Raw genomic sequence first — 12,823 nt, 5'->3', positions numbered from 1 at the left:
TTTTTGTTTATAAGACACTGGAGGGGGGCTCGCCGGATCGGCCTGCCGCCGGCGGCCCCCCCGGGGGCGGAGCTGGGGGGGCGGGCCGCCGTCGCATGCGCGGAGTCAGTCGCGGGTGAGACATTGACGTCTCATTCAGCTATTGTGTGTCTCATGGCCGTGGATCGTGAACGTGTACTCAAGGAAGCCGCCGCCTTGCTCACCCGGCGGGCCTCGACACCGATGGACGAGATCGCCCGCGCCGCGGGCATCAGCCGCGCGACCCTGCACCGGCACTTCGCCGGGCGGGACGCGCTGATCAGAGCGCTGGAGGACTACGGCATCGCACAGTGCGGGCAGGCGATGGACGCGGCCCGGCTGGACGAGGGGGACGCCGCCGACGCGCTGCGCCGGCTGATCGCCGAAACCGAACCGGTCGCCGCCGTGGTGTCCTTCCTCTTCACCGAGAACCAGCTCTTCGAGGACGGCGAGATCAACGCCGGCTGGGCCGAGCTCGACGCCCGCCTCGCCGCGCTCTTCCGACGCGGCCAGGAAGAGGGCGGCTTCCGGATCGACCTGAGCGCCGCCTGGCTCACCGAGGCGTTCTACGGACTGATCGGCGCCGGCGCCTGGGCCGTCCACGAAGGGCGGGTCGCCCGTAACGACCTTCACCACTCGATCGCCGAGCTGCTGCTCGGCGGCATCCGACGGAGCATGGAGAAATGACCGAGACCATAGCGTCAGGACCGGCGGGCTCGGCCCATGTGGACGACCAGCCCCGGCCGGGCCGCTGGCTCGCACTCGCCGTCCTCGTCCTCGCCGTCCTCCTGGTCGGCGTCGACGCCACGGTCCTCGGCCTCGCCACCCCCTTCCTCAGCGAAGACCTCCAGCCGTCCGGCACCCAGCTGCTGTGGATCGGTGACATCTACTCCTTCGTCATCGCCGGTCTGCTGGTCTCCATGGGCAGCCTCGGCGACCGCATCGGCCGCAAGAAGCTGCTGCTGCTGGGCTCCGTGGGCTTCGGCGCGATGTCGGTGCTCGCCGCGTACGCCACCACGCCCGAGATGATGATCCTGGCCCGGGCGCTCCAGGGCGTCGCCGGTGCGACGCTGATGCCGTCCACGCTGGCGCTGATCCGCAACCTCTTCCACGACCCCAAGGAACGCAGTCTGGCCGTCGGCATCTGGGGCGCCATGGCCTCGGCCGGTATGGCCGTCGGCCCGGTCCTCGGCGGCTTTCTGCTGGGGCACTTCTGGTGGGGCTCGGTCTTCCTGATCAACCTGCCGGTGATGCTGCTGCTGGTGGCCGTCGGCGCCAAGGTCATCCCGGAGTCCCGTAATCCGGATCCCGGCCCCTGGGACATCCCCAGCGTCCTGCTGGCCCTGGTGGGCATCGTCTCCGTCGTCTACGCCATCAAGGAAGCGGCGGTGCACGGCTACCGCTGGGACATCGCCCTGGCGGCCGTCGTCGGAGTGCTCGCCCTGTTCGTGTTCGTCCGCCGGCAGCTCACCCTGCCCTCACCGCTGCTGAACATGAAGCTCTTTCACCACCGGGGCTTCTCCGGAGCGGTGCTGGCCGATCTGCTGACCATCCTCGGGCTGTCCGGGCTGGTCTTCTTCCTCTCCCAGTTCCTCCAGATGGTGCAGCTGCGCTCGCCGCTGAACGCCGGGCTCGTCGAACTCCCGGCGGCGGTCGGCGCGGTGGGCGCCGGTCTGGCCGCCGGCTGGGTCGCCCGGCGGCTGTCCGTACGGCTCGTGGTCGCCGGCGGCCTCGCCGTGGTCGGGCTCTCGCTGGTCGGCTGCACCACACTGCACGCCGACACCGGCACCGCCGCGATGTGCGTCATCCTCTTCGTCGTCGGCGTCGGCGCCGGTTTCTCGTTCACCGTCACCGCCGATGTGATCCTCTCCAGCGTGCCCAAGGAGGAGGCGGGCGCCGCCTCCGCGGTCTCCGAGACGGCCTACGAACTGGGCGCCGCGCTCGGCATCGCCCTGCTCGGCTCCATCGTGACCAGCATCTACCGGGGCTTCGCCGTGCCGCCGGGGATCCCGGGAGCCGCCACCGCCGCCGCCCGCGAATCGCTCGGCGGCGCCTTCGAGACGGCCGGCCAACTCCCCGCCGACCAGGGCGCGGCGCTGATCAGCGCCGCACAGGACTCCTTCGTCGCGGGCGTGGACGTCGCGGCCGGGGTGGGCGCGGTGGTCCTGCTGTCCGCCGCCGGGGCCGCGTGGTTCCTGCTCCGCGGCCAGGAGCTGGCCAGCGGCCCGGCCCCCGCCGGGCCCGCGGAGCTCTCCACGGCCGGCGCGAAGCCGGGGAGCGACTCCGGCCCGGTGGCCGGCGGCCCGGCGGAACGCCCGTAACCCGGTACGGCGCTCCGCCGGACGGCGGGCACCCACCGCGCCCCAGGGCGTGTCCTGTGGATCACGGTCCCCGCGCGCGCCATGATCCACGGGACACGCCCCGGGGGCGACTGTCCGCCGCCCGTTCACGCCCGGTACGCATCGTGGTGACCGGCCGTCCGGAGCGGCTTGCTTGACTCTCCCGTCGTCCCCTCACGGACGGCCCGCTCAGGAGAGTGACGCAGTGCGCGACATCGGACGACGCTCCTTCTTCACCGCCGCGGGGGCCCTGGCCACCGCGAGCGCCATCGGCAGCAACGCCTACGCCACCGGCCACGCCCGCGACGCGGCCACCGCCGACGAATACGTCGACGTCCAGCTCCTCAACATCACCGACCTGCACGGCTATCTCCAGGGCGCCCCGGGCGCCCACTCGATCATCACCGGCGCCGGCGGAAAGACCTACACCGTGGGCGGCGTCGCCTATATGGCCGCCCACCTGGAGCGATTGCGCGCCGGCCACCGCAACTCCCTCTTCTTCGCCCCCGGCGACCTCTTCTCCGGCTGGGAGTTCGACGCCGCCACCTTCGCCGACGAGCCCACCATCGAGGCGCTCAACGCCATGGGCCTGGACTTCGCCTCGGCCGGCAACCACGAGTTCGACAAGTCCGCGACGTTCCTCACCGCACACATGGAGGACGGCGACAGCTTCCCCGTCGTCGGCCGCGACGACGCCTTCGAGGACTCCACCGGCCGCCGCTTCCGGGGCGCGAAGTTCCCCTACTACAGCGCCAACATGGTGTGGAACGGGAACGGCGACCTCGTGCTGCCGCCGTACAACATCGAGTACGTGGACGCCGGCGGCGGCCGCCGGCTGCCAATCGGCTTCATCCATCTGACCGCCATCGGCACCGAGTCCTTCCCCGGCTCCTACCAGCCGGGACTGCGCACCCTCGACGAGCTGGAGACCGCCAACCGCTGCGCGGCGGAGCTCCGGTCCCGCGGCGTCCGGGCGATCGTGCTGAGCATGCACGACGGCGCGGTGGCCGGCGGCGACTTCTCCAGCGGCAGCAACCCCTCCGGCCCCGCCTACGAACTGGCCCTGCGCGCCTCCCCGGACATCGACGCCATCGTCACCGGCCACTGGCACACCGCCTTCACGATGATGCTGCCCGACCCCGACGGCGTGCCCCGGCCGTTCGTCGAGGCCGGCTGCTACGGCCAGCTCGTCAACGAGATCAATCTGCGCCTCGACCCCGACACCGGCGCGGTCATCCGGGAGCTGACCACCGCCACCAACCACCCCAACACCCGGGATGTCACCCCGGACCCGGAGCTCAAGTCGATCGCCGGCTACTGGGCGGACTACGGCAGCCGGCGCGCCCGCAGCCGCCTCGGCACCCAGACCGCCTCCTTCACCCGGCGGCGCAACGCGGTGGGGGAGAGCACCATGGGCAACCTCGTCGCCGACTGGGCCCTGTGGGCGGGCCGGCAGCCGCTCGACCCGACGGCCGATCCCGCCGACCACCCCAACACCCCCGCGGACCTCGCCGTCATCGCGGTCGCGCCACGCGTCGGCCAGGCCGTGATCGCCGGCGATCTGATCCGTAACGAGGAGACGGGCGGCACCGTCACCTTCGCGCAGGCGTGGAACTCCGTCGGCTTCGGCGACCCGATCATGACCGTCACCGTCACCGGCCGGCAGCTCCACGACGCCCTGGAGGAGCAGTGGGCCCCGACCGCCGGCGGCGGCCTCGGCTTCTCCCCGCTGGCCGTCTCCGCCAACGTCCGCTACACCTTCGACGCCGCGGGAGCGGTCGGCCGGCGGATCGACCCGGCCGAGGTGTTCATCGACGGCACCGCCCTCGACCTCACCCGCCGCTACCGGCTCGCCGCCCCCTCCTACACCCTCATCAACCAGGACGGCTTCAGCGCCTTCACCGGCTTCACCGCACCGGTCCGGCACACCCGTGACTTCGAGAGTTTCGTCTCCTTCGTCCGCACCAAGAAGCAGCTGACCCCCGCCCCGTTGAACCGGGTGGCGGTCAAGAACGCGGGGGTGCCCGGCGCCCGCACCGGCACCATCACCCAGCGCCAGCAGCTGCTCCAGCCCGACGGCAGCATGGTGCCGCGGCCCGAGGCGGCTCTGCGTACGGCGCTGACCGGCGGCGCCGAGGGCCAGCGCGCCCCCGGCGGCTTCCGGGTGCCCTGCTGACCCGCCCGCACCGCAGCGGACACGCAACGGGCCCCATCCGGAGAACGGATGGGGCCCGGCGGACGGCGGACGGGTCAGGCGGCCCTGGCCTTGGTGGCGTAGATGTCGACGTACTCCTGGCCGGACAGCTCCATCACGTCGCTCATCACCTCGTCGGTGACGGCCCGCAGGACATAGCGGTCGCGGTCCATACCGTCGTAGCGGGAGAAGTCCAGCGGCTCACCGAAGCGCACCGTCACCGGCGCGATGTGCGGCCGGCCCTTGCCGCCGGGCTGCACCTTGTCGGTGCCGATCATCGCGAACGGGACGACGGGCGCACCGGTCATCAGGGTGAGCCGGGCGATGCCGGTACGGCCGCGGTAGAGACGGCCGTCGGGGGAGCGGGTGCCCTCCGGGTAGATGCCGAAGACGCTGCCCTCCTCCAGGACCCGGCGGCCGGTCATCAGCGCCGCGACCCCGCCGTGCCCGCCGTCGCGGTCCACCGGGATCATGCCGGCGCTGGTGAAGAACCAGGCCATCAGCCGGCCCTTGACGCCCTTGCCGGTGACGTACTCGTCCTTGCCGATGAAGTACACCGGGCGCTTGACCACCAGGCTCAGGAACAGCGAGTCGATGAAGGTGACGTGATTACCGGCCAGGATCACCGGTCCGGTCGCCGGAATGCGCTCCATGCCCTCGACCTTCGGGCGGTACAGGACACGCATGACGAATCCGAGAATCGCCTTCAGCACAATGCGGGACAACGGGCCCTCCGGGTCGTGACTGGTCAATGTCAAGCGCACGCAGAACTCTGCGCAGCCAAGGACCATACTCGCGGGTTACTCCCGCGCGCACATCGGGTTCACGAGGTCGATACGCACAGTTGACGTGTGTTACCACCATCTTCCCCCCGATGTTGTCGTCCGTCTCCCCGGCATGGCCCGTCCGTGCCTACGATCGGCCGGGTTCCGTGGGCCGGTGTGCAACACGCCTTACCGCACGCCGGAAAACACCCGGAAGCACCCGGAAGACCAGCGAATGCCTCAGACAAGGAGCGTGCGCATGCACAAGCGCCAGCAGCCGGGACGTCGGACGGTACTGGGGGCCGCGGCCCTCGGCGCGGGAGCGGCGGTGTTCGGCGGAGCCGGCCAGGCGAGCGCGGCCGGGCGGGCCGGGGCGCCCCAGGAACTGCCGGTACCGCTGATCGTCGGCCACCGCGGCGCCAGCGGCTACCGCCCCGAGCACACCTTCGGCTCCTACCAACTCGCCCTGGACATGGGCGCGGACGTCATCGAGCAGGACCTCGTCCCCACCAAGGACGGGCATCTGGTCTGCCGCCACGAGAACGACATCACCGCCACCACCGATGTCTCCGCGCACCCCGAGTTCGCGGACCGCAAGACCACCAAGACCGTGGACGGGGTGAAGCTGACCGGCTGGTTCACCGAGGACTTCACGCTCGCCGAACTCAAGACGCTGCGCGCCAAGGAGCGCATACCGGGCACCCGGCAGCACAACACCCTCTACGACGGGGTGTGGGAGGTGCCGACCTTCGAGGAGGTGCTGCGGTGGGCCGAGCGCGAGGGCCGCAGGCGGGGCCGCCGCGTCTGGCTGCACATCGAGACCAAGCACCCCACGTACTTCCGCAAGCTGGGCCTCGGCCTGGAGGAGCGGCTGGCCAAGGCGCTGCGCGCGCACGGCCGGCACCGTAAGAACTCGCCGAACTTCCTTCAGTCCTTCGAGCCCAGCAGCATCCAGCGCCTGGACAAGCTCGTCGACTGCCCCAAGGTCGTGCTGCTGTCCACGCTCGACTCCCGGCCCTGGGACTTCACCGAGGCCGGCGACCCGCGCAAGGTCGCCGATCTGGTCAAGCCCGAGGGCCTGAAGTGGCTCGCCGGCTTCGCCCAGGGCATCGGGCCGGACCTGACCGTGATCATCCCGCGGGACAAGGACGGCAAGCTCGGCGAGCCCACGTCCGTCGTCAAGGACGCGCACGCCGCCGGACTGGTCCTGCACCCGTATACGATCCGCAACGAGAACTCCTTCCTGCCGGCCGACTACCGCCGCGGCACCGACCCGAACGGCTACGGTGACGCCCTCGGGGTCTTCAAGGCGTACCTCGGCACCGGAATCGACGGCCTGTTCTCCGACAACCCCGACACCGCGCTGCTGGCCGCCGCGGAGTTCCGCAAGCGCTGACGCCGGCCGCGGACCGCCGCCGCGGCGGCGCCCGGCCGCCCGGACCGGCACCACCTCCCCGGCATTCTCATCTGAGTTGGGAATGTCACAGGGGAGCTCGGTGCCGGTCCGTTCCGCTTGTCCCGATTGCCTGCGCAGAATGCTCGCGGCGAAGATTGCCGCCGCCCTCCGCCGGGGATTCCGGAAGAGGCGGTGTCAGCATCGCCATGGCGGCGCCGGGTACCCCACGGCGCCGTCGGTCAGGGCACATCGTTCCGGGCGCACCCCTCTCACCCTCAGCGCGCCCGGACCAGCGAACCGAATAGGGGAGGCATACGCGCATGGGCACGAGTGTGACCATCTCTGCGGCGACCGACCAGGACGCCGAGCAGATCCTCAAGCTCCAGTACCTCTGCTACCAGCAGGAAGCCGCGCTGTACGACGACTACGGCATCGAGCCGCTCACCCAGACGCTTCAGGCGCTGCGCGCCGAACTCGGCGAGGGCTGCGTCGTGGTGGCCCGGCTCGGCGAGGAGGTGGTCGGCGCCGTGCGCGGCACGGTCGACGAGGACGGCACCGGACGGATAGCCAAACTCATCGTGCACCCGCGGATGCAGCGGCACGGCCTGGGCGGACGGCTGCTCGACGCCGTCGAGGGCCGGCTGGCGGCCGAGCGGTCGGCCACCCGCTTCAGCCTGTTCACCGGCCACCGCAGCGAGGGCAATCTGCGGCTCTACCGCAGCCACGGCTACGTACCCGTGGGCACCGAGCAGCGCACGCCCCGGCTGAACGTGGTCACGCTGGAGAAGGAAGTACCCCAGCCGGCCGGCGCCGGCGAGCTCGTCGCACAGGCATAGCGCAGGAGCGGACCCGCCCCCGGGCGGAGCGGGTCCGCCTCGGGCCGTCCCCGTCAGGCAGAGACCAGGGATCAGAGCAGATAGCGGAAGACCCCGGGGGCCGCGCCGCTGCCGCCCGTGGTGGTGACCGTGATGGTGACCGTGCCCTCGGGCTGGGCGGGAGCGACGGCCGCGACCCGGGTGTCGGACAGGACGGCGAAGGTGGCCGGGACGCTGCCGAAGGTCACCTCGGTGGTCGTCGCCAGCGCGGTGCCCGTGATGTCGACCAGCGTGCCGCCCGCGGGCAGACCGGTCGCCGGGCCGAAGCCGGTGACGGTCGGCGCGGCCACGAAACCGAAGGTCCCGGACGCCGTGGCGGCGCCGCCCCGCGCGGTGACGGCCAGGGCCACTTCGCCCTCCGCGTGGGCCGGGCTCACGGCCGTGAGTTCACTGTCGGACAGCACCGTCGGCGTCACGGCGGTGTCCCCGAACAGCACGGACGTGGCGGTGGTGAGGTTGCGCCCGGTGACGGTGACGGTGCTGCCGCCCGCCGGCGGCCCGGACGCCGGCGAGACATCGAGGATCACCGGCGGGAGGACGTAGAAGAAGGGCACCGGATTGCTGGTGCCTCCCGGTGTGGTCACCGTGGTATCGACGACACCGGCTCCCGAGGGGGCCACCACCGACACCGAGGTGGGCGAAGTGGCCGTGATGGCGGCCGGTTTGGTGCCGAAGCGCACCACCGTGGCCCCGGCGAGACCGGTGCCGGTGAGCGTCGCCGCGAAACCGCCGCCGGTGGAACCCTGGTTCGGACTGATCGGCATCTTCCCGCTCCGTTTCCGCGCCGGCGAACCCCTGAACGCCGGTCGGACTCCAGTGAGCCAGGGCGCCCGGCCGGAGGCGAGGCGCGGCCCCGCTCTTCACCCGGATGGCGCAGCTCGCCTCAGGCCGTCGTTCGCTCCGTACGCGACCGGCGCAGCCACAGCAGCCCGGTGACGGGCAGGAAGACGGGGATGAAGAGGTAGCCCATGCCGTAGTCCGACCAGACCGTGGCGTCAGGGAACGCGGACGGGTCGAGCAGCGTCCAGGTGCCGATGCCGAACACCCCGAGCAGCTCCAGCGCACAGCAGGCGAACGCGGCCCGGCGGGCGCCCTCGCCGCCGCGCACCAGCGAGAAGGTGATGAACCCGTAGACGACCGCGGAGCCCGCCGAGAGGCCGTACGCCAGCGGGGCCCGGTCGAACTGGGCGAGGAGCTGGTACAGCGAGCGGGAGGCGGCCGCGACGGTGAAGATGCCGTAGAGCGCGACCAGCAGCCGGCCGGGGCCGGTGCCCAGGGAGCGCCGGGCCGGGCCGGCCTCGGTGGGCCGGGTGGTCCCCGTGGTCTCAGGCACTGCCGCCTCCCCAGATGTCGAACAGCCGCACTTCCAGGACGGCCAGCACCACGGCGCCCGCCGCGACGGTGGCCGAACCCCAGCGGGTGCGCTCCGAGAGCGACATGAAGCCGGTCGCCGGGACACAGGCGGCGGCCCCGAGCAGATACGAAACGAAGAGCGCGGTGCCCTTGTCCGGCGACACTCCGCGGGACAACTGCACGACGGCGATGACCAGTTGGACGATGCCGAGCAGCGACACCAGGCCCATGCCGATGAAGTGCCAGTCCTTGGTGGGCTGGTCACGGAACGCCGCGAAGCCGCACCAGGCGGCGAGGGCGAGAGCGGTCACCGCGACCGCGATCGTCAGCGCGTCGATCACCGGGGCCTCCGGGCGGCGTGGCCGCGCGCCGTGGGGTTGTGGGGCATGGGGCGATGCTAATCGGCGGCGGGCGGGCGGCCGCGCCCGGCCCCACCGCGGTCCGCACGCCCGCGCGAGGCCCCGGGCCACGGCCACGCTGCGGGGACGCCGACCGTGGCGTTGACCACAGCGCCCCGGGCCCCGCGCCGTCAGCCGCCCGCCCCCTCCCTCCGCGCCCGGCCGCATCAGCGCAGGCCACGGACCGGTCGAGGGGGATCGTTGCCGCCGGCCGAGGGGCTGTCCACGAGTCGGTCGGTGGTGTCCGCAATCCGGACTGGCTTGATCGGGCCGCACAGCTGTCTGGTTTACTTCCCGCATGACCACGACGAGCTACCGCACCCCTGCGACCGAGGCGTACCAGACGCCCGGTGCTCGTTGCCTGTGTCGAATGTGTGACCGCTGAGGGCCCCCGCCTGAGCCTCGCGCCCCGAAGCGAGACCCTGCCATGAGCCGTACGTCGGACTCCCGACGCCCCCGGCCGCCCCGCGTCACCGGAACCCGGAGCCGGGCCCCGCGCCCGCCGCCGCTCCCTGTTCCCCTCTGCCGCACTCGCAAGAATGCCCCGTGCCCGGCGGGCGAGCCGCCGAGCACTCGACAGTGACGGAATTCCCTGTGATCACCACAACGGGCCTGACCAAGGTCTACCGTTCCGGAGACCGCGAAGTCACCGCCCTGGACGGCGTCGATCTGCACGTCCGCGAAGGAGAGGTGTACGGCGTCATCGGCCAGAGCGGCGCCGGCAAGTCCACCCTCATCCGCTGCCTCAACCTCCTGGAGCGCCCCACCTCCGGCACGGTCACCGTCGCCGGCCAGGAACTGACCTCCATCGCCGGCCGCGGCAAGCGCGCCAGCGCCGGACTGCGCGCCGCCCGCAGCCACATCGGGATGGTCTTCCAGCACTTCAACCTGCTGTCCTCACGCACCGTGCAGGACAACGTCGAACTGCCGCTGGAGATCCTCAAGGTCGACCGCAAGGAGCGCTCCCGCAAGGCGCTGGAGCTGCTGGACCTGGTCGGCCTCGCCGACAAGGCCAAGGCATACCCCGCCCAGCTCTCGGGCGGGCAGAAGCAGCGCGTCGGCATCGCCCGCGCGCTGGCCGGCGACCCCAAGGTGCTGCTCTCCGACGAGGCCACCAGCGCCCTGGACCCGGAGACCACCCGCTCCATCCTCCAGCTGCTGCGCGACCTCAACCGCAAGCTGGGCCTGACCATCGTGCTCATCACGCACGAGATGGACGTCGTCAAGACGATCTGCGACTCGGCCGCGCTGATGAAGAACGGCCGCGTCATCGAGCAGGGCACCGTCGCCGAACTGCTCGCCACCCCCGGCTCCGAGCTGGCCCGGGAGCTGTTCCCGGTCGGCGGCGAGCCCTCCGCCGACGACCGCACCGTCGTCGACATCACCTTCCACGGCTCGGCCGCCACCCGCCCGGTGATCTCCGAGCTGTCCCGCACCTACAACGTCGACATCTCGATCCTCGGCGCCGCCATGGACACCGTCGGCGGCAAGCAGATCGGCCGGATGCGCATCGAGCTGCCCGGCCGCTTCGAGGAGAACGTCGTGCCCATCGGCTTCCTGCGCGAGCAGGGGCTCCAGGTGGACGTGGCGGACGTCGACGGCAGCGCCGCGGCGACCGCCGCCGACCCCGCCGACCGGCCGGCCACGCCGGAGCCCGCCGCCACGCTCCAGAAGGAAGGTGCCAAGTGACCTGGAACGAGATGCAGCCGCTGCTGTACGACCGCACGCTCGACACCCTCTTCATGGTGTGGTGGTCCGCGTTCTACGCGGTGCTCCTCGGCATCCCGGTCGGCGTGCTGCTGCATCTGACCCAGCGCGGCGCCGTCCTCCAGAACATCGCCGTGAACAAGGTGCTCGGCGCGATCACCAACATCGGGCGGTCCTTCCCGTTCCTGATCCTGATCGTGGTGCTGATCCCCTTCACCCGGCTCCTCGTCGGCGTCTCCATCGGCCCGACCGGCGCGGTGGTCCCGCTCGCCATCGCCGCCATCCCGTTCTTCGCGCGGCTGGTCGAGGCCGCCCTGCGCGAGGTCGACCACGGACTGGTCGAGGCCGCCCACGCCATGGGCGGCGGCACCTGGACCATCGTCTTCAAGGTGCTGCTCCCGCAGGCGCTGCCCGCGCTGGTCGCCGGCGTCACCACCCTGGTCATCCAGCTGATCGGCTACTCCGCGATCGCCGGTGCGGTCGGCGGCGGCGGTCTGGGCGACCTCGCCTACACCTACGGCTACCAGCAGTACGAGACCTCGCTGATGATCGCCACCGTGGTGGAACTGATCCTCCTGGTCACCCTCGTCCAGGTGCTCGGTGACCGCATCGTCCGCCGGCTCGCCCAGCGCGGCACCCGTGCCTCCTCCCTGCGCCGTAACCGCACCGAGGAGCCGGCTGCCGTCCCCGAAGCCGCCTGATACCGGAGCCACCCGCTCCACCCAAGAGCCCGGACCCTTTGCCGGGCGGACACCGCACATGAACCCGTGTGCGAACAAGAAAGAGGCACTCTTCGTGCGCAACACCCTCAAGATCTCCGTCGCCATCGCCGCCGCTTCCGCCGTCGCCCTCGGCGCGAGCGCCTGCTCGGCCCCCTCCGACACCACCGCCAGCGGCGACAAGGGCGACAAGAACGCCCCGCTCGTCGTCGCCGCGAGCCCCGCCCCGCACGCCGCCATCCTCGACTTCGTCAAGAACAAGCTGGCGGACAAGGAGGGCCTGAAGCTGGTCGTCAAGCCGTTCAACGACTACAAGATCCCGAACAAGGTCACCGACGACGGCCAGGTCGACGCCAACTTCTTCCAGCACAAGCCGTTCCTCGACACCTTCAACAAGGAGAACGGCACGCACATCGTGCCCGTCCAGAACGTGCTCATCGAGCCGCTCGGCGTCTACTCCAAGAAGATCGACAAGCTCTCGGAGCTCAAGGCCGGCAGCACCGTCTCGGTCCCGAACGACCCCTCCAACGAGGGCCGCGCGCTCAAGCTGCTCGCCGACAACGGCGTGATCACCCTCAAGCCCGGTGTCGGCTCCGACGCCAAGCTGACCGACGTCAAGGACGACAAGGGCGTCAAGATCACCGAGCTGGAGGCCGCCCAGACCGCGCCGCGCATCGACGACGTCGACGCCGCGATCGTCAACGGCAACTTCGCCATCGGCGCCCACCTCAAGCCCTCCAAGGACGCGCTGGCCCTGGAGAAGACGAAGGACAACCCCTACGCCAACTTCCTCGCCGTCAAGAAGGGCAACGAGAACGACCCGCGGATCAAGAAGCTGGCCAAGCTCCTGAACTCCCCCGAGGTCAAGAAGTTCATCGAGGACAAGTACAAGGACGGCTCGGTCATCCCGGCCTTCGGCCCGGCCAAGAGCTGACCCGTTCGCGGGGTGTGCCGCCGGGGTGGGTCGCCGCCGGGGTGGTTCGCCACGGGGGCGGTTTGCCCGCCGGCCCGTTTTTTCCCCGCCGCCCACCCCCCTTCGGGGGGTGGGCGGGTGTAGACA

The 12,823-nt window shown here is 71.4% G+C and carries 12 protein-coding genes; 8 read left to right on the top strand and 4 right to left on the bottom strand.

What is annotated here, in order from left to right; all coding sequences use genetic code 11:
* Positions 1 to 153: 153 nt before the first annotated feature.
* From ACFWJW_RS37215 to ACFWJW_RS37205, 3 genes are all read left to right on the top strand, one after another.
* Positions 154 to 705, top strand: a complete 552-nt coding sequence (locus ACFWJW_RS37215) for a TetR/AcrR family transcriptional regulator (RefSeq protein WP_387249729.1) — start codon at positions 154 to 156, stop codon at positions 703 to 705.
* Positions 702 to 2,339, top strand: coding sequence for an MFS transporter (locus tag ACFWJW_RS37210; RefSeq protein WP_387249727.1), 1,638 nt, complete (start codon positions 702 to 704; stop codon positions 2,337 to 2,339). The genes ACFWJW_RS37215 and ACFWJW_RS37210 overlap by 4 nt, the downstream gene beginning before the upstream one ends.
* Positions 2,340 to 2,562: 223 nt before the next feature.
* Positions 2,563 to 4,533 (top strand): bifunctional metallophosphatase/5'-nucleotidase, encoded by a 1,971-nt coding sequence (locus ACFWJW_RS37205; RefSeq protein ID WP_387249724.1) that lies wholly within the window; start codon positions 2,563 to 2,565, stop codon positions 4,531 to 4,533.
* 74 nt (positions 4,534 to 4,607) lie between these two features.
* On the opposite strand, the gene ACFWJW_RS37200 is transcribed toward ACFWJW_RS37205, so the two are convergent.
* Positions 4,608 to 5,276 carry a 1-acyl-sn-glycerol-3-phosphate acyltransferase gene (locus ACFWJW_RS37200; RefSeq protein ID WP_086720378.1) on the bottom strand — a complete coding sequence of 223 codons (669 nt, stop codon included), beginning with the start codon at positions 5,274 to 5,276 and terminating at the stop codon, positions 4,608 to 4,610.
* A 298-nt stretch (positions 5,277 to 5,574) separates the two neighbouring features.
* On the opposite strand from ACFWJW_RS37200, the gene ACFWJW_RS37195 reads away from it, so the two are divergent.
* Positions 5,575 to 6,711 carry a glycerophosphodiester phosphodiesterase gene (locus ACFWJW_RS37195; RefSeq protein ID WP_387249720.1) on the top strand — a complete coding sequence of 379 codons (1,137 nt, stop codon included), beginning with the start codon at positions 5,575 to 5,577 and terminating at the stop codon, positions 6,709 to 6,711.
* Between the two features lie 320 nt (positions 6,712 to 7,031).
* Positions 7,032 to 7,547: a GNAT family N-acetyltransferase gene (locus ACFWJW_RS37190; protein WP_387249717.1), complete on the top strand. Its 516-nt coding sequence runs from the start codon at positions 7,032 to 7,034 to the stop codon at positions 7,545 to 7,547.
* A gap of 71 nt (positions 7,548 to 7,618) precedes the next feature.
* Here the strand turns inward: ACFWJW_RS37190 and ACFWJW_RS37185 are convergent, their stop codons facing one another.
* The 3 genes from ACFWJW_RS37185 to ACFWJW_RS37175 form a co-directional block, all read right to left on the bottom strand.
* Complete coding sequence (locus ACFWJW_RS37185) at positions 7,619 to 8,350, bottom strand: IPT/TIG domain-containing protein (protein ID WP_387249715.1); 732 nt, start codon at positions 8,348 to 8,350, stop codon at positions 7,619 to 7,621.
* Positions 8,351 to 8,469: 119 nt separating this feature from the next.
* Positions 8,470 to 8,919: a hypothetical protein gene (locus ACFWJW_RS37180; protein ID WP_387249713.1), complete on the bottom strand. Its 450-nt coding sequence runs from the start codon at positions 8,917 to 8,919 to the stop codon at positions 8,470 to 8,472.
* A complete protein-coding gene (locus ACFWJW_RS37175) occupies positions 8,912 to 9,280 on the bottom strand; it encodes a hypothetical protein (protein ID WP_168478251.1) in 369 nt (122 codons plus the stop codon). The genes ACFWJW_RS37180 and ACFWJW_RS37175 overlap by 8 nt, the downstream gene beginning before the upstream one ends.
* Before the next feature lie 651 nt (positions 9,281 to 9,931).
* Between ACFWJW_RS37175 and ACFWJW_RS37170 the strand changes: the two genes are divergently transcribed.
* The 3 genes from ACFWJW_RS37170 to ACFWJW_RS37160 all read left to right on the top strand — a co-directional run bounded on the left by ACFWJW_RS37170 (position 9,932) and on the right by ACFWJW_RS37160 (position 12,697).
* Positions 9,932 to 11,026, top strand: a complete 1,095-nt coding sequence (locus ACFWJW_RS37170; RefSeq protein WP_387249710.1) for a methionine ABC transporter ATP-binding protein — start codon at positions 9,932 to 9,934, stop codon at positions 11,024 to 11,026.
* A complete protein-coding gene (locus ACFWJW_RS37165) occupies positions 11,023 to 11,745 on the top strand; it encodes a methionine ABC transporter permease (RefSeq protein ID WP_387249704.1) in 723 nt (240 codons plus the stop codon). The genes ACFWJW_RS37170 and ACFWJW_RS37165 overlap by 4 nt, the downstream gene beginning before the upstream one ends.
* 94 nt (positions 11,746 to 11,839) lie before the next feature.
* Complete coding sequence (locus ACFWJW_RS37160; protein ID WP_387249697.1) at positions 11,840 to 12,697, top strand: MetQ/NlpA family ABC transporter substrate-binding protein; 858 nt, start codon at positions 11,840 to 11,842, stop codon at positions 12,695 to 12,697.
* The last annotated feature ends 126 nt before the right edge of the window (positions 12,698 to 12,823 follow it).

Source organism: Streptomyces sp. NPDC127097 (assembly GCF_042724075.1).
Lineage (GTDB): Bacteria > Actinomycetota > Actinomycetes > Streptomycetales > Streptomycetaceae > Streptomyces.
The sequence above is the reverse complement of the archived record's forward strand: the minus strand, read 5'-3'. Positions and strand labels throughout refer to the sequence as shown.

Coding starts and splice junctions, on each gene's coding strand:
- ACFWJW_RS37215 (WP_387249729.1), top strand. CDS start 154: ATGGCCGTGGATCGTGAACGTGTACTCAAGGAAGCCGCCGCCTTGCTC.
- ACFWJW_RS37185 (WP_387249715.1), bottom strand. CDS start 8,350: ATGCCGATCAGTCCGAACCAGGGTTCCACCGGCGGCGGTTTCGCGGCG.
- ACFWJW_RS37195 (WP_387249720.1), top strand. CDS start 5,575: ATGCACAAGCGCCAGCAGCCGGGACGTCGGACGGTACTGGGGGCCGCG.
- ACFWJW_RS37210 (WP_387249727.1), top strand. CDS start 702: ATGACCGAGACCATAGCGTCAGGACCGGCGGGCTCGGCCCATGTGGAC.
- ACFWJW_RS37190 (WP_387249717.1), top strand. CDS start 7,032: ATGGGCACGAGTGTGACCATCTCTGCGGCGACCGACCAGGACGCCGAG.